Annotated in this window: 16 protein-coding genes and 1 pseudogene; 5 read left to right on the top strand and 12 right to left on the bottom strand. The window is 63.3% G+C overall.

All coding sequences use genetic code 11. The annotated features are described in order from the left end of the window. Positions 1-143: 143 nt before the first annotated feature. The 4 genes and pseudogenes from pilQ to pilM form a co-directional block, all read right to left on the bottom strand. Positions 144-1,916 carry a type IV pilus secretin PilQ gene (pilQ, locus tag B0G73_RS26530; RefSeq protein ID WP_106284161.1) on the bottom strand — a complete coding sequence of 591 codons (1,773 nt, stop codon included), beginning with the start codon at positions 1,914-1,916 and terminating at the stop codon, positions 144-146. Next, positions 1,916-2,851 (bottom strand): hypothetical protein, encoded by a 936-nt coding sequence (locus B0G73_RS26525; RefSeq protein ID WP_106284160.1) that lies wholly within the window; start codon positions 2,849-2,851, stop codon positions 1,916-1,918. The genes pilQ and B0G73_RS26525 overlap by 1 nt, the downstream gene beginning before the upstream one ends. Further along, the gene (locus B0G73_RS26520) at positions 2,848-3,555 is read right to left on the bottom strand and encodes a fimbrial assembly protein (protein ID WP_374957037.1); all 708 of its coding nucleotides are present in this window, start codon (positions 3,553-3,555) and stop codon (positions 2,848-2,850) included. The genes B0G73_RS26525 and B0G73_RS26520 overlap by 4 nt, the downstream gene beginning before the upstream one ends. Before the next feature lie 8 nt (positions 3,556-3,563). Then, positions 3,564-4,528 (bottom strand): annotated as a pseudogene (pilM, locus tag B0G73_RS26515) (pilus assembly protein PilM). A gap of 254 nt (positions 4,529-4,782) precedes the next feature. Between pilM and B0G73_RS26510 the strand changes: the two are divergent. Beyond that, complete coding sequence (locus tag B0G73_RS26510) at positions 4,783-7,182, top strand: penicillin-binding protein 1A (RefSeq protein WP_106284158.1); 2,400 nt, start codon at positions 4,783-4,785, stop codon at positions 7,180-7,182. A gap of 125 nt (positions 7,183-7,307) precedes the next feature. Here the strand turns inward: B0G73_RS26510 and cyaY are convergent, their stop codons facing one another. Next, on the bottom strand, positions 7,308-7,625 hold the full coding sequence (gene cyaY, locus B0G73_RS26505) for an iron donor protein CyaY (RefSeq protein ID WP_011490036.1): 318 nt from the start codon (positions 7,623-7,625) through the stop codon (positions 7,308-7,310). Between the two features lie 35 nt (positions 7,626-7,660). Between cyaY and B0G73_RS26500 the strand changes: the two genes are divergently transcribed. Beyond that, complete coding sequence (locus B0G73_RS26500) at positions 7,661-7,999, top strand: lipoprotein (RefSeq protein ID WP_106284157.1); 339 nt, start codon at positions 7,661-7,663, stop codon at positions 7,997-7,999. A gap of 9 nt (positions 8,000-8,008) precedes the next feature. After that, on the top strand, positions 8,009-9,271 hold the full coding sequence (gene lysA, locus B0G73_RS26495) for a diaminopimelate decarboxylase (RefSeq protein ID WP_106284156.1): 1,263 nt from the start codon (positions 8,009-8,011) through the stop codon (positions 9,269-9,271). Between the two features lie 88 nt (positions 9,272-9,359). Here lysA and msrQ read toward each other — a convergent pair whose 3' ends face one another. The 5 genes from msrQ to B0G73_RS26470 all read right to left on the bottom strand — a co-directional run bounded on the left by msrQ (position 9,360) and on the right by B0G73_RS26470 (position 15,470). Further along, positions 9,360-10,064: a protein-methionine-sulfoxide reductase heme-binding subunit MsrQ gene (gene msrQ / locus B0G73_RS26490; protein WP_106284155.1), complete on the bottom strand. Its 705-nt coding sequence runs from the start codon at positions 10,062-10,064 to the stop codon at positions 9,360-9,362. 11 nt (positions 10,065-10,075) lie between these two features. Further along, complete coding sequence (gene msrP, locus B0G73_RS26485) at positions 10,076-11,071, bottom strand: protein-methionine-sulfoxide reductase catalytic subunit MsrP (RefSeq protein ID WP_106284154.1); 996 nt, start codon at positions 11,069-11,071, stop codon at positions 10,076-10,078. A gap of 189 nt (positions 11,072-11,260) precedes the next feature. After that, on the bottom strand, positions 11,261-12,466 hold the full coding sequence (gene ccsB / locus B0G73_RS26480) for a c-type cytochrome biogenesis protein CcsB (RefSeq protein WP_106284153.1): 1,206 nt from the start codon (positions 12,464-12,466) through the stop codon (positions 11,261-11,263). Between the two features lie 4 nt (positions 12,467-12,470). Then, positions 12,471-14,693 (bottom strand): cytochrome c biogenesis protein ResB, encoded by a 2,223-nt coding sequence (locus B0G73_RS26475; protein ID WP_106284152.1) that lies wholly within the window; start codon positions 14,691-14,693, stop codon positions 12,471-12,473. 123 nt (positions 14,694-14,816) lie between these two features. Further along, a complete protein-coding gene (locus B0G73_RS26470; protein WP_106284151.1) occupies positions 14,817-15,470 on the bottom strand; it encodes a cytochrome c in 654 nt (217 codons plus the stop codon). Positions 15,471-15,734: 264 nt separating this feature from the next. Between B0G73_RS26470 and yihA the strand changes: the two genes are divergently transcribed. Both yihA and hemB read left to right on the top strand, forming a co-directional pair. Further along, on the top strand, positions 15,735-16,388 hold the full coding sequence (gene yihA, locus B0G73_RS26465; RefSeq protein WP_106284150.1) for a ribosome biogenesis GTP-binding protein YihA/YsxC: 654 nt from the start codon (positions 15,735-15,737) through the stop codon (positions 16,386-16,388). Positions 16,389-16,636: 248 nt separating this feature from the next. Then, a complete protein-coding gene (hemB, locus tag B0G73_RS26460; RefSeq protein ID WP_106284149.1) occupies positions 16,637-17,635 on the top strand; it encodes a porphobilinogen synthase in 999 nt (332 codons plus the stop codon). Between the two features lie 301 nt (positions 17,636-17,936). On the opposite strand, the gene dsbD is transcribed toward hemB, so the two are convergent. Together dsbD and cutA are read right to left on the bottom strand one after the other, a co-directional pair. Next, positions 17,937-19,799: a protein-disulfide reductase DsbD gene (gene dsbD / locus B0G73_RS26455; RefSeq protein ID WP_106284148.1), complete on the bottom strand. Its 1,863-nt coding sequence runs from the start codon at positions 19,797-19,799 to the stop codon at positions 17,937-17,939. Beyond that, positions 19,792-20,124 carry a divalent-cation tolerance protein CutA gene (gene cutA, locus B0G73_RS26450; protein ID WP_106284147.1) on the bottom strand — a complete coding sequence of 111 codons (333 nt, stop codon included), beginning with the start codon at positions 20,122-20,124 and terminating at the stop codon, positions 19,792-19,794. Before cutA ends, dsbD begins: the two co-directional genes overlap by 8 nt. Positions 20,125-20,276: the final 152 nt, after the last annotated feature.

Here is a 20,276-nt window from a genome sequence, read left to right as displayed (position 1 = left end):
AGCGGCTGCCTTGTCGAGCCTGCGCCCCGCTTGAGAGCGCCTTCAGCCCTGTCGCTTCGCGCCAGGCCGCTTGATAGGGCCTCCTGCGCAGCGCAAAAGCCGCGGCGGTCCGGTGCTCTCTCGCAAGCGGCGACAGCGTGCCCCTAATTTGTCTGAACGACGCGCGGCGTGATGAAAACTGCCAGTTCGCTGCGCTGATCGCGATGAGCCCGATGGCGGAAAAGCGCGCCCAAAACCGGTATTTTGCCCAGGACCGGGACCCGCGTCACATCGTCCCGGTCGTCGGTCGCATAAATTCCGCCGATCGACACCGTACCACCATCCTCGACCTCGACGCGCGTTTGCACGTGCTTGGTGTTGATCGCGGGGCCGGCGTCGGTCTGTTCGCCGACGCTGTCTTTGGCGACGTCGAGGTCCAGCACCACCCGGCCGTCCGGCATGATTTGCGGCTCGACCTCCAGTTTGAGCGTGGCGCGGCGAAACTGCACGCCCGACACGCCCTGCCCCACTTTCGCCTGATACGGCAGCTCGGTGCCCTGCTCGACGACCGCTTTCATCCGGTCGGCGGTGACCACGCGCGGGCTCGAGACGATTTCGCCGCGCCCCTGCGCTTCAAGCGCGCTCAGTTCGATGTTCAGCAGCCGCGTCGCGCCGGCGGCGAACAAGGTCAGGCCGGCGGTTGCGACGTCGAAACCGGAAATCGGGCGGGCCGACAGATCATAGCCGGCGTCGGTCAAGCCTTTCGCGGTGCCCTCGGCGTTCGTGGCCCCCATGGAAAGCTTCACGCCGAGATTGCGCGAAAAACCATGCTCGCCCTCGACGATACGCGCTTCGATCAGCACCTGGCGCGTCGGCCGGTCGACGGAGGCTAGCAGCGCGGCAATCTGCGCGAGGCGCCCTTCGAGATCGGTCACAAACAGCAGATTGGTGCGCGGATCAGCAGTCGCGGCACCGCGCCTGGACAGTACGCGCTGGGCGCCCGAACCGGTCAGCAGACGCCTGACGTCTTCGGCATGCGCGTAGTGCAGCTCGAAAGTGCGGCTCGCGAGCGGTTCGAGATCGGCGGCCCGGGCGTGGGCTTCGAAGCGCTGCCGCTCACGCGCGGCCAGATCCGCCATCGGCGCGACCCAGATCACGTTGCCGTGGCGCTCCATCGCGAGCCCGTTGACGTCGAGCAGCGTGTCGAACGCCGTGCGCCACGGCACTTTGTCGAGCCGCAACGAGACGGCGCCGCGCACTCTCTCGCTCGCTACGATGTTCAGCCCGGTGAATCGGGCGAACGCATTCAGCACAGCGCCGAGTTCGGCGCGCTGGAAATTCAGCGAGATCGGTTTGTCGTCAGGGGCGAGGGCCGCGTCGGCGGCACTGCGTGGCGCGTTGCTCAGACGTGCGAGCGGTGGCAGCGGCACCGGCGGACCTTCGAGCGTGGCGGTGCCACTGCCGGTGGCATCGGCGCGAGTTGGGACGGCGGACTGTCTTCGCAGCGGCACGGAGCCGTCGGAATCGGCGTCCGCATCGCCGGGAGTCGAGGCGGCGGATTGGCTTCGCGACTGCGGAGATACCAAGCCCTCGGCGGCGTCGGCGGCAGCAGACCCGCCCGTACGAGTGTGGTCCGCTGTCGCGCTCGTACTCGGTGCGTCCGCATCGTCTGCGAAATCCTGACGAAACGGATTGGGCACCTCGGAGGAAACGTCGCGTGGCAGCGGCGGTGTGCCGTTGTACGAAGCATCGCGTGGCGATACCGCGTCGTCGAACGGCATGTGGACCGGCAGCGGCGGCAGCGGTGGTGTCGACGCCTGTGCGACGCCGGCGCCCAACGCCGCGCTGAGATACAGGCCGAGACACGTCTTGAGGCGAGGCGACGCACGCGTATCGGCACTCGATAAGGCAAGAGGAAATGGTTTCGGCAATCTCATCAGGAAGCCTCCGTCAGCGCTAGCGTGCGTGTCGCGCCGTCCCTCGCGAGCGTAATGCCGGACGCGTCCAGCTTAGCGACACGCTCGGCGCCGATCCGCTCTCCTGGCTCGACGTTGGTCACGCCGTCCGGTGTTTCGAGCACGGCCAATCCACGCGTGCGATCGCTCAGCAATCCGACCAGACGCAGTGGCGAGCCATCGGACAGATCGCCGGCGGCCTGCATCTGCGGCTGCGAAAACGGATCGAAGAAGACGATCTCTTCGTCGTCGTCCGAATCGAGACTGTCGTCGTCGAGTGCCTCCACCGAGTTTGCCGACGACGCCGGCCGTAGCGCGTCGAACACGCACAACGTGGCGCTCACCGACAACGACGCCGCGGCTTCCCGCTTGACGGTCACGTCGACGGGCACGATCAGCACCGGCAGATCGGACAGTCCGCGCAGGAAGGCCATCAGGTGAACGAAGTCCGTGCGCGCGGTCAGTTGCAGCGGACGCATACGCTCAACGCCCGCGCCGCTCACCGCTCCAGGCTCCACCGCCAGCAACGCGACGCTATTTTGCGCAGCCAGTTCGGAGACGATGCGGAGGTCGTCGGCGGAACTCCACGGCCCTGATGAACGCGCCGCCGAAGCAGCAACCGGCATAGCGGCAGCTTCGCGGCGCAGCGCGGGCAATTGCGCAAGCGCATGCCGCGCGTTCGCGAGACGCAAGCGACTGGCCTCCAACGCCACCCGGCTCGCTTCGACGCCACCGAGATCGGCCACGACCCAGCCATGCGCGCCCAAGCCGAACACCACAACGGCAATCATCAACGCGACCAGCCAGCGGCGGCGCCGGCTCCATGCATCAAACGGCACGCGCACGCGTTTCATCCAATGGGAAAGAACAAGCCGCGCATTTGCCGCGCCGCCGAACTCGACAAAGATCGTACTCATTTCGCACCTCTTGATTGTTCAGACTTCATAGGACGCTGCGTGGTGGACCCAGCCAGGTGAGCCGTTTTTTGCGCGGGCTCGCTCCAACGCAGATGCGCGCCGAATTCGATCGGACCGGCCACGCTCGCCTGCGCAAGCGCACCGCCGCGCGGAACAGAACGATGCAGGTCGCTCAGTTCCGCACCCTTCACGCCACGGATCGCACTCAAGCGCTTGAGCCACTCGGCCGAAGCGAGATGCCCGCGCGACGTCGCCAGCAACTCGGTTTCGTCTTCACGCTGACGCAACTGCTGCAACACCACGCCGTCGCCCGGGTCGAAACTCAATGCGTCGAGCAGATCGCGCAGATGTGTGAGCGGATCAGAAAGGCTTTTTGCGCGGGCGACCTTCTGCCGCTGTTCGTCTCGCGTGCGCAGCATCGTGGCATGCTCGGCGAGCGGCGCAGATAGATGCGTGAGCGTGTGTTCGACCGACACGCGCTGTGCCTCGAGCCGCGCCCTCCCGATCGCCTGCCAGGCGACGAGCACGAAAACGGCGGCAAAACCGGCGCAGACCGCGGCAATCCATTCGAGCACGCGCCGTCGACGCGCAAGCCGCGCGTTGCGCTGCCGATAAGGCAGCAGATTGAAACCGCCGAGCCTGGATCGCGCGAAGCGCATGCCGCGTTCCGGCGCTCGCGTGTCGGAGGCCGAGGCGTAGAACATGCGCCCGGTCATTCGAGCACCCCGCGCAGCGCAAGTCCAAATGCGACCGCGCCGGACGGTTCGTGCAACAACGAACCGTCCAACGGTCGAACAAGGCCGCCGAGCGGCGCACACTCGAACGGAAGGACCGTGCAGCCCAAGACGTCGGCGATATCGGCAGTCGAGAAACCCACGCCGCCGAGCAGATCGACCTCACCGCTCACCAGCGCGCAGTCGAGTTCAGGGCCGTGCGCCATATCGCGCAATGCATCGGCGAGATCGGTATGTTCGGGCGCCGGGTAGCGCATCTCGTTGGCGACGATGTCGTCCACGATTCGCCAGCCGTACACGCCGTCCGTGCCGATCCACAACGCGACATAGGGCTCGTGCGGATCAAGCTCGTAACTCGCCGCGAAGCGCATGGCGCGCAACGCCGCGAGATGCCGGCAATCGCCGCGCACTCGATTCGCGCTTCGAGATGTTGTCGCGCGGTGGCGGCAATGGTCACGGAGCGGACCGGCGCATACGCTTCGTCGAGATACCAGTCGACAGCGAGAGCATGTCGCTCGAGGCCCGCAATGCGCTCGACTTCGCTCATCACCGCCGGCTCCAGTTCAGCCAGTTGATGCCCGCCGTCTTCCGAACAACCGCTCTGCGCGGCAAGCCGCGTGAGCGGCACCGTGGTGGTCATGGTGGCCGACGCGGGCAGCGCCATCGCGCACCGCAGGGCGTGCGTCGCGCAGGCGTGCGGCAAACCCGCGAACGCGTCGCGCAACGCACGCGCCACCGCGTGCCGGTCCGCGATCTCGCTGCCGGCCATTGCACCGGCAACAAGTGGGACCGTGCTCGCGTATTCGATATGCAGCGCACCCGGTGAGCGCGCGCGCTGACTCAGCACGACCAGACGCACAGTCTGCGAGCCAACATCGATGCCCGCGGCAAAACGCTGCGCGCCGGGTTGCACTGCCTGAAGCCAAGATCTTTTCAACGCCATGACGCCCTCCCTCTGACTCACGCGACGAACCATTCGAACGCGAGTGATGAGGAAGAATTGTGCGCAGCCGCGCCGCCGCGCGACACTCAGCCAAACGGCTAACGTTAAGCAACGCACGACCTGTACGCGATCAAAGCGACTACAGTGAAGTCATTCCCGCGCGGCGCGCAGACTTGTCAAGAAGTGTCAGTAAGCATGCCGAAAGCTGAAAAGCGAGACGGCTATAATCGCGGGACTGTTTTTTTGGTGCCTACATGCAATCCACGTCTTCTACGTCCCCGCCGCCCGCGCCCAAAAAGCGCAAACGCCCGTTGTGGCTGAAGCTCATCCTGGGCTTCGTGGGTCTGATCGTCGCAGGCATTCTGTGCGGGCTGCTGGTGCTCGGCTATGCGCTCGTCGTCGCCACGCCCAATCTGCCCTCGCTCGATGCGTTGACCGACTACCGCCCGAAGGTGCCGCTACGCATCTATACGGCCGACCATGTGCTGATCGGCGAATTCGGCGAGGAACGGCGCGACATCGTCCATATTCAGGATGTGCCCGATAGTTTGAAGAAGGCGATCCTCGCCATCGAAGACGCGCGCTTCTACGATCACGGCGGCGTCGACCTCACGGGCATTGCGCGCGCGGGCTTCGTCGCGCTGACGAATGGCCACGCCACCCAGGGCGCAAGCACGATCACCATGCAGGTGGCGCGCAACTTCTTTCTCTCGAGCGAAAAGACCTACACGCGCAAGATCTACGAGATGCTGCTGGCGTACAAGATCGAGTCGAAGCTGTCCAAGGATCAGATTCTCGAGGTGTACATGAATCAGATCTATCTCGGCCAACGCGCCTACGGCTTTGCGAGCGCGGCGCGTGTGTATTTCGGCAAGGACCTGAAGGATCTGACATTGGCGGAATCGGCCATGCTGGCGGGCTTGCCGAAAGCGCCGTCCGCGTATAACCCGGTGGTCAATCCGAAGCGTGCGAAGGTGCGTCAGGAGTACATCCTGCAGCGCATGTACGAGCTGCACTACATCACTCAGGAACAATACGACCAGGCGAGCAAGCAGCCGCTCGTGGTCAAGGGCGCGGGCAAGGAGTTCAGCGTGCACGCGGAGTACGTCGCGGAAATGGTGCGTCAGATGATGTACGCGCAGTATCGCGAGGAAGCCTACACGCGCGGCCTGAACGTGGTGACCACGATCGACTCCGCCGATCAGGACGTCGCGTACCGCGCGCTACGCAAAGGTCTGATGGACTACGAACGGCGTCACGGCTATCGCGGTCCGGAAGCGTTCATCGATCTGCCGTCCGACGCCGACGACCGCGAACAGGCCATCGACGACGCCTTGCTCGAACACCCGGACAACGGCGAGATCATTGCCGCGGTGGTCACCGCGGCGAGTCCGAAGCAGGTGCAGGCTGCTTTCATCGACGGCAATGTCGCGACGATCCAGGGCGACGGCCTGCGCTTCGCGCAGTTCGCGCTCGGTCCGCGAGCACAGCCGAATCAGCGTGTGCGGCCCGGCGCGGTCATCAGGCTCGTCAAGAACGACGACGGCAACTGGTCGATCACGCAATTGCCACAAGTGGAAGGCGCGTTCGTTTCCGTGATCCCGCAAGATGGCGCGATCCGCGCGCTGGTCGGTGGTTTCGACTTCAACAAGAACAAGTTCAATCACGTCACGCAGGCATGGCGTCAGCCGGGGTCGAGCTTCAAGCCGTTCATCTATTCGGCGTCGCTCGAAAAAGGACTCGGACCGGCAACCGTGATCAACGACGCGCCGCTCTTCTTCAGCGCGGCCGAGACCGGCGGCCAGGCGTGGGAGCCCAAGAACTACGGCGGCGGCTTCGACGGCCCGATGACCATGCGCACCGCGCTGCAGCGCTCGAAGAACCTGGTGTCGATTCGTATCCTGAACCAGATCGGCACGAAGTACGCGCAGCAGTACATCACACGTTTCGGCTTCGACGCGGATCGCCACCCGGCTTATCTGCCGATGGCGCTAGGCGCCGGTCTCGTCACGCCGTTGCAGATGGCGGGTGCGTTCTCGGTGTTCGCAAACGGGGGCTATCGGATCAATCCGTATCTGATCGCCGAAGTCACGGATCAGCGCGGCATGGTGGTCGCGCATGCGCAACCGCTGGTCGCCGCGCAAAGCGCACCGCACGCGATCGAGCCGCGCAACGCGTACGTGATGAACAGCCTGCTGCAAAGCGTCGCGCAACGCGGCACGGGCGCCAAGACCAACGTGTTGAAGCGCACTGATCTCGCCGGCAAGACGGGCACGACCAACGATTCGCGCGATGCGTGGTTCGCCGGCTATCAGCACACGCTCACCGCGATCGCGTGGATCGGCTACGACAATCCGCGCAGTCTCGGCGACAAGGAAACCGGTGGCGGCCTCGCGTTGCCCGTGTGGATCGAATACATGGGTCGCGCGCTGAAGGGCGTGCCGGAGTACAAGATGCCCAAGCCCGACGACGTCACGGAAATCGGCTCGGAGCTTTATTTCGACGAGTTCACGCCGGGAAACGGTTTCGTTGCCACGGTCGGCGTCAGTCAGGCGACACTCGATGCCCAATCGAGTGCTGCGTCGGCGGCGGCACCTGAGCAGGTCGGCGAGCAGGAGAAGCAGGACATCATGAATCTGTTCCGCGGTCACTGACGCACCCGCTTACACAGTCCAGCAGAAAAGCAAAATGGCCGCGCTCAATGCGTGGCCATTTTGCGTTGTGCGATCAGGGCGAATCGATTCGGCCGCTTTGGCGGCGCTTGCCCGATCGGCGGAACTTACGCTTCGAAGTGGACCGGCTCGCCGGCCTGCTGCGTCGCGTACTCCGACAGCGCGGCGAAAAACTCCGTGCCGCTGCGCGTGTCACGCCATTCGCCGTCGACGAAACGGAAGTGGAAACCGCCCGCTTTCGCCGCGATCCAGATCTCGCTCATGGGCGGCTGAAGGTTGACGATAATCTTCGAACGGTTCTCGAATTCGAGGGTCAGGACGTTGCCGCTGCGCTCCAGTTCGATGTCGGCATCCGTGTCGTCGAGCGCGCGTTCGATGGCGGCTAGCGCGGCTTCCGCGCGGGTCAGGTATTCACTATCGGACATGCTAAACTCCATCGATTATTTATTCAGGGACAGTCATGCGAGTCGTATCTCGGATGCGCGCGGCGGCGCCCGGCCGCGCGATTGTAGCGGTTTTAGCCATTCTCGCAGGTTGTGCACTTGCCGGCTGCGGACAACGCGGTTCGCTCTATTTGCCCCACGTGCCGCCGCTACCGGCCAAGCCGACCGACCGCACGCAAACCCCGGACGTCGCGCAATCCGCGTCGACTACCTCCACCGACATGAGCACTGTTCCGGATACCTCCGGCACACCGCTTTCGTTGGCGCCGGAAAACGAACTCGCCGCGCCGCCCGCCTCCGCTGCGTCCGCCACGGCGGCTCCGCTACCTGCTTCCGCCGCCACACCCGTTCAATAAGACTTTCGCATGACTCGATCCGCATTTGACTACGTCGACGGCGTGCTGCACGCCGAAGGCGTGTCCGCCGTCTCCCTCGCCGAGCAGTTCGGCACGCCGTTGTACGTGTACTCGCGCGCCGCGCTCACCGAGGCGTGGAACGCTTACGCGGGCGCTTGCGCAGGCCGTCGCGCGAGCGTGCATGTCGCCGTCAAGGCCAATAGCAATCTCGCAGTGTTGAACGTATTCGCGCGCCTCGGCGCCGGCTTCGATATCGTCTCGGGCGGTGAACTGGCACGCGTGCTGACCGCCGGCGGCAAAGCGGAAAACACCGTGTTTTCCGGCGTCGGCAAGAATGCGGACGAGATGCGCGACGCGCTAGCGGCGGGAGTGAAATGCTTCAACGTCGAATCGATTCCGGAGCTCGACCGCCTGAATGCGGTTGCCGCGGCAATGGGCAAGAAGGCGCCTGTCTCGCTGCGCGTGAATCCGGACGTCGACGCGAAGACGCATCCGTATATTTCCACCGGCCTGAAGTCGAACAAGTTCGGCGTCGCGTTCGAAGACGCGCGCGCCACGTATCAGGCGGCCGCGGCCATGGCGAATCTCGAGGTGGTCGGCATCGACTGCCATATCGGCTCGCAGATCACCGAAGTCGCGCCGTATCTCGACGCGGTCGACAAAGTGCTGGAACTGGTCGAGCAGATCGAACAGGACGGCGTGAAGATTCGTCACATCGACGTGGGCGGCGGTCTCGGCATCACGTACGACGATGAAACGCCGCCGGAAATCGGCGAGTTCGTGCGCACCGTGCTGGATCGCATCGAAGCGCGTGGTCACGGTCATCGTGAAGTGTATTTCGAGCCGGGCCGTTCACTGGTCGGCAATGCGGGCGTGCTGCTTACGCGCGTCGAGTATTTGAAGCCGGGCGCGGAAAAGAATTTCGCAATCGTCGACGCGGCTATGACCGATCTCGCACGCCCCGCCATGTACGAGGCGTATCACGCGATCGACCCGGTCGTGAAGCGCGAGGTGCTGGCGCACGTGTATGACGTGGTCGGTCCGGTTTGCGAGAGCGGCGACTGGCTCGGACGTGAGCGTCTGCTGTCGGTTGAACCCGGCGATCTGCTCGCGATTCGTTCGGCCGGCGCGTACGGTTTCGTGATGAGCTCGAACTACAACACACGTCCGCGCGCGGCGGAAGTGATGGTGGATGGTACACAGGTGCATGTGGTTCGCGCGCGCGAAGAAGTGAAGCAGCTGTTTGCGGGCGAAAGCATTCTGCCGGCATAACCTTCAATAGCTACGCCAATATCGAAAAAAGGCGATGCCGCGTGGCATCGCCTTTTTCTGTTTACGACGGGAGGCGCACCAACGTCCGTCAGCGCGTCTTCAACTTCCTGTCACGCAGCCACACGATCAAACGCCAGCCGAGCAGCGCCACCATGATCGCGCCGTAAATCTTCGGCAGGATCAGATCGTGTTTGCCGGCCTTCATCCACCAGAAGTGCAGGATCGCGAGCGCGCCGATCGCATAGATAGAACGATGCAGCATCTGCCAGCGACGTCCGAGCTTGCGCACCATCGCACGCGGCGACGTTACGGCCAACGCGATCAGCAACACGAACGCCGCGAAGCCCACCGTGATGAACGGCCGCTTGCCGATGTCCTTAGTGATCGCGGCGACGTCGAACCACTTGTCGAACCAGAGGTAAGTGGTGAAATGCAGCGTCGCGTAGAAGAACGCATAGAGTCCGAGCATGCGACGAAAGCGCACGAACGCGGCAACGCCGGTGAGTCTGCGCAACGGCGTCACAGCAAGCGTGATGCAGAGGAAGACGAGCGTCCAGAGACCGGTCGAGCGCGTGATGAACTCGATCGGATTCGCGCCCAGCCGGTCGGTCACGCCGAACAGCACGATACGCGCGAGCGGATACCACGCGGCAATGAATACCGCGATCTTGGCCGGCACGATCCAGCGCGCGCCGGTTGCGGGCCGCTTTGCCGTCGTCGTTGTCGCGGACACCTGCGCGCGCGGCGCTTTGCGTTCGGTCTGCGTGGCGGATTGCGTCTCAGAGGAAGCCATGTTCGCGCCGCTCAGAAATTCTTCTTCAGGTCCATGCCCTGATAAAGCGACGCGACCTGATCGCCGTAGCCGTTGAACATCAACGTCTTGCGCTTGGGCGTGAAGAAACCGTCTTCGCCGATGCGCCGCTCGGTCGCCTGACTCCAACGCGGATGATCGACGTTCGGATTCACGTTCGAGTAAAACCCATATTCGCTCGATGCATACGTGTTCCAGCTGGTCGGCGGCTGCTTGTCGAGGAAGCGGATCTTCACCAGCGACTTCGCGCTCTTGAAGCCATATTTCCAAGGCACCACGACGCGCACCGGGGCGCCGTTCTGATTGGGCAGCACCTGGCCGTAGAGGCCCATCGTCAGCAACGTCAACGGATTCATCGCTTCGTCCATGCGCAGCCCTTCGGAGTACGGCCAATCGAGCACGGGCGTCGACAGGCCGGGCATTTGCGACGGATCGGCGAGCGTGATGAATTGCACGTATTTAGCGTTGCCCGTCGGCTGAACGCGCTTGATCAATTCCGCGAGCGGCACGCCGATCCACGGAATCACCATCGACCATCCTTCGACGCAGCGCATTCTGTACACGCGCTCTTCCAGCGGCGCGAGCTTGAGTAACTCGTCGATGTCGTAGACCTTCGGATTCTTGATCTCACCCTCGACGCTCACCTTCCACGGATGCGGCCGCAGCGTCCCGGCGTTGTGCGCGGGATCGGCCTTGTCGGTGCCGAACTCGTAGAAGTTGTTGTAGGTGGTGATGTCCTTGAACGGTGTGGTTTTGTCGAGCGCGACGAATTTGGCGTTGGTCTTAGCCGCCAGCTTCTGCGCCTTCGGGTCCGGCGACGTGTAAGCCGCCAGCGCCTCGCCATTCACTCCGATCAGACTGCCGAGCGCCACCGCGCCGGCCGCCTGCAACACGCGCCGCCGGTTCTGAAAGACGTGCTGCGGCGTGATTTCGCTGCGCGCGATGTCGTCGCCAATCAATTGAATTCTGTCGCTACGCTTGATCCACATCGTGCTGCTCCTTGCCGGCCCGTCGGTCTGTACATCTTAAGGGGCCATATTGATGATCGGTCGTCTGTCCAGCCATCTGTAGGTACTCTGAGGGCGAACACTTTGGATGCAGCCAATATTCCATCGGCCATAAAAAAACCGCCGGTGCGAAGCACGCGGCGGTCTTTAGTCGTTTCAGTGCTGCAGATCTTACAGCTTGCCGTAGCTATGCAGGCCCGACAGGAACATGTTGACGCCAAGGAACGCGAAGGTTGTCACCAGCAGGCCGGTCAGCGCCCACCACGCCGCGACCGCGCCGCGCAGACCCTTCATCAGGCGCATGTGCAGCCAGGCTGCATAGTTCAGCCAGACGATCAGCGCCCACGTTTCCTTCGGGTCCCAACTCCAGTAGCCGCCCCAGGCTTCAGCGGCCCACAGCGCGCCGAGAATCGTGGCGATCGTGAAGAACGCGAAACCGACGGCGATCGATTTGTACATCACGTCGTCGAGCACTTCGAGCGCCGGCAGGCGATCGGCCAGAATGCCGCGCTCTTTCGCCAGATACGCGACACCCACCATGGCCGACAGCGCGAAGCTGCCATAGCCAATAAAGTTCGCCGGCACGTGAATCTTCATCCACCAGCTTTGCAGCGCGGGAACCAGCGGCTGGATCTGCTGCGCGTCGCGCGCCACCGAGTACCACATCAGGAAGCCGACTGCGGCGCCGATCACCAGCAGCACGAACGCGCCGAGCGCGCGGGTGTTGTAGTGCTGCTCGTAGTACAGATAGAACAGCGCGGTGATCAGGCTGAACAGCACGAACACTTCATACAGGTTCGAGATAGGAATATGGCCGACGTCCGCACCGATCAGGTACGACTCGTACCAGCGCACCATCAGGCCGACAAAGCCCATCACCACAGCCGCCCACGTCATTTTCGAGCCGATCGCGGCGCCGGTCGGCGAGCGCGACAGCAGGCCGATCCAGTAGAACACCGTGGCGAACACGAAGAGCGCGCTCATCCACAGAATCGCGGACTGGCTCGACAGGAAATACTTGAGGAAGAAGGCGTTGTCCGCGCGGCTCAGATCGCCGTGGTAGATCTGGATGGCCAGCAGCGACAGCGCGGCGATGCCCACCATCAGCGGACGCACCGGTTTCCAGCGCCAGCCGAGCACCACGAAAACCGGCACGGCGCAGCAGAGCACCAGCTTGTCGTAGTAGTTCATGAACGGGTGATAGCGCGACAGCGCGAAGCCGGCGCCCGCGACCATGGCGAGGGCAAACAGCCAGTCGACGATGCCAAGCCGTTTCAGGAACGGCCGTTCGTCGTACTCGCCGACGTTGAGTGACTCACCTGCCAGCGCCTTGTGGGGCCGCGAGGAGGGAGATTGGGAAACCTGAGTCAAGTCCATGATCTTACCGGGTCGAATCTTGTGAGCTTGCGGACGGCGCGCCGGCGTTGCCGGACTGAGCGGAGGCGCCGGCGTCGTCGGGTGCTTCAACGAGTTTGGCGCCCAGCGCCGCGCCTACCGCGTCGCGCGTCTGAACGAACTCTTTCTCGAAGTCGAGCGTCTTGCGTGCGCTCGACATTGCCATCACGACATTCGTGCCGTGCGCAGTGTCTTTGAGCCAGAACCAGAGGCGCCGTTCGCGAACGTAGAACATCGAAAAGATGCCCAACACGAGGAGCAGGCTGCCAAGATACACGACTTTTTTGCCTGGCGCGCGCGTCAACTGAAATACCGAAGCTTGCACCTGCTTGAATGAGTCAAGCTGCAAATAGACCGGCGATCCATACAAAAAGCTGTCGGATATCGCGTTGATCGAGCTTTGGATGAAGCGGCTGGCGTCCGCATTGGCCGTCGCCTCCGGCTCGCCGAGTTGCCGGCGGGACAGCTGATACAGGTCCCACGTTGAGCCTTCCAGCATGCGCAGCAGCAGGCCGGCGGCCTTTTCCTGCTCACCCTTGGGCACCGAATGGTCGATAAACCCGGCGATCGCCTGGAAGCCGCCGACCGTCTGGCCGTTCGGCATCTTGATGCTGTTATCCGCGCCGGCAAAAAGGGTCAGCACGCGCAGCGCGCTTTCTTCCAGATGCTGTTGCAGTTCGGCATTCGAGCCGGGCACCGAGCGCAGCGCGAAACTGTGCGCCGCCGCAGCGCGCATGGCCGGATCCTCGAGCGTGGCGCGCAGGTTCATCCAGTCCTTCACGGTGCCGCCGCTGTCGGCGGGAATGCGCAGGTAGCGGAACGGATCGTCCGGGTTCACGCGCATGCCGGCCAGGAACATCTTTTCGCCGGACACGTCGACCGGCAGCATGTAGTTGTTGTACTCGCGCGCCTGGCCGTCCTTGTCACGCACCTTGTATTGCACCGACGGGCCGACGTTGTGCAGGTCGAGCGGCTTCGAGGTCTTCGCGCCGGAGCCGAGGCGCTCGTCGAACGCTTCTTTCAGCGTGCGGTGCGCCGCGACACCGCGGGCGTCGGTCTGGCCGCTGCCGTTCTGGATGTTCTCGACGTTGATCGCGCGGAAATCGGTGAATTCGACCGTTTGGCCGTCGGCGAGCGGCGTGGCCGTGCTCAATGGCGCGTTGCCGCCGATCGTGCCGCCGAACGGCGCGGTCTTCGCGCTCGCGCCGCTCATCGGGTAGGCCGTCATCTGCATCTGCGAGCCGCCGTCCTGGAAGCTCGACTGGTAGATCGACACGCCGTCGTAGGTGAACGGCTTGTTCACTTCGACGCGCGCCGGCACGCGCGCGCCCGTCTTGTGGTCGACCACGACGATGTCGCTCGCGAACAGCTTCGGCATGCCGGTCGAGTAGTAATCGACGATGAACTTGTTCAGTTCGATCGAAAACGGCAGATCCTGGATCAGCGAGCCGTCGGGCTGGTTGAGAATCGCCGTGGACACGTGCTGGCCTTCCGGCACCCATGCGTAGCCGCGGAACGTCGGATTGGACTGCGACAGACGATGATCCGGCGTGATGTCGTTGATCACCGTGTTGGCGCGGATCGGCGACTTGTCGAACAGCCACATTTGCAGCTTGATCGGCAGATTGCTGTCTAGCAGGCCGCCGAGGCAGATCACCACGATCGCGAGGTGAGCAGAGATGTAGCCGAACTTGGTCAGCGCGCCGCGTTTGGCGGCGATCAGGGTCGCGCCGTCGGACTCACGGGTAACGAACTTGTAGCCGAGCTTCGTCGAGAGCCTCGCGAGCAACGCCGCGGTCTGCGCGCGAGTTGCGTGCACCGCGAATTCGCCCTTGTGATGGAACGCCCGCAGGCTGCCTTCGCGGACCTTGTCCTTCCAGCTCTTTACGTCGGCGACCATTTTCGGCGCATTGCGGATCACGCACAGCGACACCGACACCATCAGGAAGCCGAGAATCAGCATGAACCACCACGAGCTGTACACCGTGTACAGGCTCAGCGAACGGAAGATGTCCGCCCAGAACGGGCCGAACTGATTGACGTAATTGGGATACGGATCGTCCTGCGTGAGGACGGTGCCGATGATGCTGGCGATCGACAGAATCACGAGCAACGAGATGGCAAAACGCATCGAACTCAAAACTTCGACGACGCTGCGCATGACGCGATTGCCCGACTTGGACTGCAAACCCGACGTGGTGACGCTCATTCATACTCCGACTGAACAGCAAAAAAGGGTGAAGGGCTGTCGTAGGCACGACGCCCTCACCCTTTTCTTGTTTTGTACCGACCTCGCCGGGCCGGTTGCACTTGCGTGCGGGGGCACTCTATCCTAGTGCAAGCCCGCGATGTAATCGGCCACTGCCTTGATCTCGCTATCCGACAGACGCGTTGCGATCGCATGCATCGGCTCGTTGTTGTTGCGTGCGCCTGGACCTTGCGTGAACGCCAGCAACTGCGCCACCGTGTATTCCGCCCACTGCCCCGACAACCTCGGATACTGCGACGGAATCCCCTGACCGGTCGGCCCGTGACAGCTTGCGCACGCCGGCACGCCCTTGTCGGCGATCCCGCCGCGATAAATCTTCTGACCGAGCGGAACGGTGTCTTTGTTGTGCGCGTAGCCTGGCTTCGGGGTCTGCGCCGCGAAATAGGCCGCGACGTTGACCATATCCTGATCGGACAGCGCTGCCGCCATGCCCGCCATGATCGCATTGTTGCGCGCTGGCTGCTTGGCGCCCGGCTGGATCTTGAAGTCCTTGAGTTGCTTGACGAGATACTCAGGGTGCTGGCCCGCCAGCTTCGGATATGCGCCGCCCGCGCTGTTGCCGTCTGCCCCGTGACATGACGCGCATACCTGCACCGCGATTGCCTGCCCCCGATTGACGTCCGGCTTTGCCGGTTCTGCTGCTCGTGCCTGAATTGCCAAACCTGAAAGACCTGCCGCTACATGAAGCACCATCAGAGTCTTGCTCAGTCGATTCATTCGCACACCCTGTCTCGTCTTGTGGGATTTTTAGAGAGCCCCTAAACCTGTCGCTGCGCGCCAGGCCCGGCGTTTTCTTGAAGGTTTTGCAAAACACGACGGCGACCGAGTGACCGCCAGGAGCCGCCAAGGCACGTGGGCTGGCCCCCTCAGGTTTTCAGTAAACCATCGTATTGTACAATAACTCGCTAATCGCTAAGACGCCAGTCGGGCTTGACCCGTCCCCACTCCGGGTTCCCCGGCGTCTCGAATCTTGGCCTGATCATGTCCTTCCTGCTCCACCAATCCCGCTTTTTCACGACCGTCAATCACTTGCGTGATCTGCCGGCTACTTCGCAACCCGAAATCTGCTTTGCGGGGCGCTCGAACGCGGGCAAGTCGACGGCCATCAATATTCTGTGCAATCAGAAGCGGCTGGCCTTCGCCAGTAAAACGCCGGGACGCACGCAGCATATCAATTACTTTTCGGTGGGCAAGGCGGACGAGCCGACCGCGCATCTGGTCGATCTGCCGGGCTATGGCTACGCGGAAGTGCCAGGCGCCGCCAAGGCGCATTGGGAAGCGTTGCTGTCCACCTATCTGCAATCACGCTCGCAACTGCGCGGCATGATCCTGATGATGGACTCGCGCCGCCCGCTGACGGATCTGGATCGCCGCATGATCGAGTGGTTCGCGCCGACCGGCAAGCCGATCCACACGCTCCTCACCAAGTGCGACAAATTGACGCGCCAGGAAAGCATAAACGCGTTGCGCGCGACGCAGAAAGGCTTGGCCGAGTACCGCACCGCCGGCTACCAGGGCGAACTGACCGCCCAGCTGTTCTCCGCGCTCAAACGCGTCGGCATCGACGAAGCGCACGAGCTGATCGAGAGCTGGCTGATCCCCGGCGACAAGGGCGAAACGGACGCCGCTCAGTAAGCGAGTTGGCGTCTCGGGCGAGGACAAAAGCGCTATTCCGGCCGCCCATAAAAAAACCCGCCGCTTTAACGGCGGGTCAAACAGCCTAATCGAAAAACGACAGGCACCCGCTCAGGGAGGAGAAGCGGGGAGGTCAGCGCAAGGCGCCTTGCTCGATCGGTATGATATACCATTGTCTCGAAAAGTTTCCGGGAGCGGAGGCAGGCGTTACTTGCCCACTCCACACATCCACGTTTCCTCGATTCGCTATGAGCTTCTATCCGCACCATCGTCCGCGCCGCATGCGCCGCGACGACTTCTCGCGCCGTCTGATGCGGGAAAACATCCTCACCACCAACGATCTGATTTATCCGGTCTTCATCGTCGAGGGCACCAATGTGCGGCAAGCCGTGCCATCGATGCCTGGCGTCGAACGCGTGTCGGTCGATCTGCTGATGGGTGTGGCTGAACAATGCGTCGAACTGGGCGTGCCCGTGCTGTCGCTGTTTCCCGCGATCGAGCCGTCGCTGAAAACGCCCGATGGGCGCGAAGCGACCAACCCGGCGGGTTTGATTCCGCGCGCGGTTCGCGAACTGAAGAAGAATTTCCCCGAACTGGGCGTGCTCACCGACGTGGCGCTCGACCCGTACACGAGCCACGGCCAGGACGGCGTGCTCGACGAAGCCGGCTATGTCATCAACGACGAGACCGTCGAGATTCTGGTCGAACAGGCGCGTGCGCAGGCTGAAGCGGGGGTCGATATCGTCGCGCCGTCGGACATGATGGACGGCCGCATCGGCGCGATCCGCGAAATGTTCGAGAGCGAAGGTCTTGTCCACACGCGGATCATGGCTTATGCGGCCAAGTTCGCGTCGGCGTTTTACGGCCCGTTTCGTGACGCCGTCGGTTCCGCGACGAACCTCGGCAAAAGCAACAAGATGACTTACCAGATGGACCCGGCCAATTCGAACGAAGCGCTGCGCGAAGTGCAAGCGGACATCGACGAAGGCGCGGACATGGTGATGGTCAAGCCCGGCATGCCGTATCTGGATATCGTGCGCCGCGTGAAGGATGAGTTCCAGTTCCCGACGTACGTGTATCAGGTAAGCGGCGAATACGCGATGCTGAAAGCGGCCGCGCAGAACGGCTGGCTCGATCACGACAAGGCGATGATGGAATCGCTGCTGGCGTTCAAGCGGGCGGGCGCGGACGGGGTGCTGACCTATTTCGCGCTGGATGCGGCGCGGATTTTGCGTTCGCAGAAGTGACCTGACGAGACGCCTTGCGGGGCGTTCGAGCGTTGCAATGAACGGAGGACGACGTCGTGTCGTGCCTCCGTTTTTTTCAAGTTTTCGCGGTGAGTCTGCTTCGAGCACGATTGCCTGGCGCTCGACATTCTGCTCCGAACGCTGCGGTTTGCGCGGGGTTCCCAGCTTCGTAGAGGTTGTCGCCAGACAACGCATCAGTTTCGTGATCTGACTGAGCGAGATTGCGGCCGTTGACTGGCAGTCGATCGTCGCGGCCGCACACCGGCCGCCGCAGTCGCCGCGACCGACCGGCCGCTATCCATTACGCGCCGGGCGCATTCGCCCGATCCAGACTGCGCAAGAATTTATCCGCGGACTCGTATCCCACGACTCGCAGCACTTCCTTGCCACGCTGATCGAAAAAGATGATCCCCGGCGGACCAAACAGGCTGAAGCGCTTGAGCAGCATTTGATCGTCGGAGTTGTTCGCGGTCACATCGGCGCGCAGCAGGTTCATCTGCTTCAATTTCGCCTGAACGCGCGGGTCGCTGAAGGTGAATTTCTCCATTTCCTTGCAGCTGACGCACCAGTCCGCATAAAAATCGAGCATGGCGGGCTGTGCGGCCGTTTTGACGGCCTGGTCGAGTTCATTCGATGAGCGAACCGGCGCGAACGTGAGATCGCCCTGCGGCGCGCTGTCCGGCTTATTCGACGCGCTCACGACACCCGCTTCCCCGCCACGCGCCGCCAGCACGGCAAGCGGGCGCAGCGGATCGGAGGAGCCCGCCGCCAGACCAACCAGCAGGACTGCAGCCCAGATAGCGAGCGCAGCGCCCAAGCCTCGGCCAAGCCTGCGCCACACGGAAGCCTCCGCAGCGGGTGCCGAAAATATGCCGAGAGCGGCCGAGGCGACCAGCAACCAGAGCGCGCTCAGCAGCATCGTCGCCGTCGCGCCGAGCACCGGCCAAACGATCCATAACGCAGCCGCAAGCAGCACGACGCCGAAGAAAATCTTGACGCCGTCCATCCATGCGCCGGCACGCGGCAGCAGCGTGCCGGCGCCAAAACCGAGGATCAGCAGCGGCACGCCTAGACCCAGACCCATCGAGAACAGCGCCGCGCCACCGAGCACCGCGTCGCCCGTATGCGCAATGAACGCTAGCACTGCAAAGAGCGGTGCGGTCATGCACGCGCCGACCACCAGCGCGGACAGCGCGCCCATGACGGCAACCGCCGCAAACTTGCCCCCGGAGCGCCTGGACGACGCGTGTGAAACGCCGTCCTGCCAACTCTGCGGCAGCGCGATGTCCACACCCGCAATCAGGGTCAGCGCAAAAACGGTCAAAAGTACGCCGAATGCGCCTAGCACCCACGGATTTTGCAGCCATGCGCCGAGACTCTGCCCGACCAACGCAGCAGCGATACCGAGCGCCGTATACACGAGCGCCATGCCGATGACATAGGCCAGCGACAGCGCGAATCCGCGAGCACGCGTCACGCGCGCGCCTTCGCCGATGATGATCGCCGAGAGAATCGGAATCATCGGATACGAACAGGGGAGCAGGCTGAGCACGGCGCCGGCGACGAAAAAGAGCCCGACGATCGCGAAGAAGCCGCCGCCTTGCAGCAGCGACTGCGCGTAATCGGCGCTGGTAGCGCGGTCGTACCATGAGGTGCCCGCGGGGACGGCGGCTGCCGGAGCGGCCGCGCTGCCGGCCGGTTGAAGTGCCGCGCCGGTTACGTGATACACGCGCTCCATCGGCGGATAGCAGATGCCAGCATCGGCACAGCCTTGCGACGTCACCGCCAGATCGAACGGTCCAGCCGCCTGTTTTACAGGAATCCGGATGGTCAGTTCGTTCCGATACGTCTCGACGTTCTTGTTAAAGGTCTGATCGAACTTGATGTGGCCGGCCGGCAATTGCGGCTCGCCGATCGTGGTCGTGCCGTTGCGCGTCGCGAACGCGAAGCGCTCGCGGTACATGTAGTAGCCGTCCGCGATTTTGTAGGTCACGTCGACTTCGCCGGGCTTCTCCGATGCGCTGAATTTGAACGCGACCGCGGGATCCAGGAAATCGTCCGCCGCGCGGGCGAGCGTGCCGAACTGCGCGAAGATCAGGCAGCCGAGCAGAAAGAATGCGGTGCGCAGCGCATTGCGCGCGCGCCGGTCGAGGCCGTTAAACATGGAGAGGACGTTGGGTTTCAGCAATGATCCACTGGCCATACGCGGCCGACGCCGTCGCTTGCCACGAGAGGATTTCCGGTGTGTCGTAGGGATGGTGAGCCTGAATGTACTGCTCGAGTTCAAGCACGCGTGCCGCGCTGGTCTTGAACAGCAACTGGATTTCCTGCGCGGTTTCAACCGCACCCTGCCAGTGGTAGCTGGACTGCACGGAGCCTAATTGCGTGACACAGGCGCATAGCCGCATGGCCAAGGCATCCGCAGCAAGCTTCTGAGCCACGGCGGCATCCGGCACCGTCGTCAGAATCAACGTCACATTCACGCTCACAGATGGCTCCGGCAAGGCACGATTCAGGTGCCGATATCGTATCACCTGGCCTTGCCTGCCCGCAGACCGCTCCGCAGCGACCACGCGGCGGATGGCCGCTGCCAACGCCTGACGCTACCAACAAAAAAGCCAGGCTTGGCGCCTGGCTTTTT

It is taken from the genome of Paraburkholderia sp. BL25I1N1 (genome assembly GCF_003002025.1).
GTDB lineage: Bacteria > Pseudomonadota > Gammaproteobacteria > Burkholderiales > Burkholderiaceae > Paraburkholderia.
Note: the sequence above shows the minus strand (reverse complement) of the source record. Positions and strands in the feature narration are given on the sequence as shown.

Excerpts from the sequence above, each read along its gene's own strand:
- pilQ (WP_106284161.1), bottom strand. The coding sequence starts at position 1,916 with ATGAGATTGCCGAAACCATTTCCTCTTGCCTTATCGAGTGCCGATACG.
- B0G73_RS26525 (WP_106284160.1), bottom strand. The coding sequence starts at position 2,851 with ATGAGTACGATCTTTGTCGAGTTCGGCGGCGCGGCAAATGCGCGGCTT.
- B0G73_RS26520 (WP_374957037.1), bottom strand. The coding sequence starts at position 3,555 with ATGTTCTACGCCTCGGCCTCCGACACGCGAGCGCCGGAACGCGGCATG.
- B0G73_RS26510 (WP_106284158.1), top strand. The coding sequence starts at position 4,783 with ATGCAATCCACGTCTTCTACGTCCCCGCCGCCCGCGCCCAAAAAGCGC.
- cyaY (WP_011490036.1), bottom strand. The coding sequence starts at position 7,625 with ATGTCCGATAGTGAATACCTGACCCGCGCGGAAGCCGCGCTAGCCGCC.
- B0G73_RS26500 (WP_106284157.1), top strand. The coding sequence starts at position 7,661 with ATGCGAGTCGTATCTCGGATGCGCGCGGCGGCGCCCGGCCGCGCGATT.
- lysA (WP_106284156.1), top strand. The coding sequence starts at position 8,009 with ATGACTCGATCCGCATTTGACTACGTCGACGGCGTGCTGCACGCCGAA.
- msrQ (WP_106284155.1), bottom strand. The coding sequence starts at position 10,064 with ATGGCTTCCTCTGAGACGCAATCCGCCACGCAGACCGAACGCAAAGCG.
- msrP (WP_106284154.1), bottom strand. The coding sequence starts at position 11,071 with ATGTGGATCAAGCGTAGCGACAGAATTCAATTGATTGGCGACGACATC.
- ccsB (WP_106284153.1), bottom strand. The coding sequence starts at position 12,466 with ATGGACTTGACTCAGGTTTCCCAATCTCCCTCCTCGCGGCCCCACAAG.
- B0G73_RS26475 (WP_106284152.1), bottom strand. The coding sequence starts at position 14,693 with ATGAGCGTCACCACGTCGGGTTTGCAGTCCAAGTCGGGCAATCGCGTC.
- B0G73_RS26470 (WP_106284151.1), bottom strand. The coding sequence starts at position 15,470 with ATGAATCGACTGAGCAAGACTCTGATGGTGCTTCATGTAGCGGCAGGT.
- yihA (WP_106284150.1), top strand. The coding sequence starts at position 15,735 with ATGTCCTTCCTGCTCCACCAATCCCGCTTTTTCACGACCGTCAATCAC.
- hemB (WP_106284149.1), top strand. The coding sequence starts at position 16,637 with ATGAGCTTCTATCCGCACCATCGTCCGCGCCGCATGCGCCGCGACGAC.
- dsbD (WP_106284148.1), bottom strand. The coding sequence starts at position 19,799 with ATGTTTAACGGCCTCGACCGGCGCGCGCGCAATGCGCTGCGCACCGCA.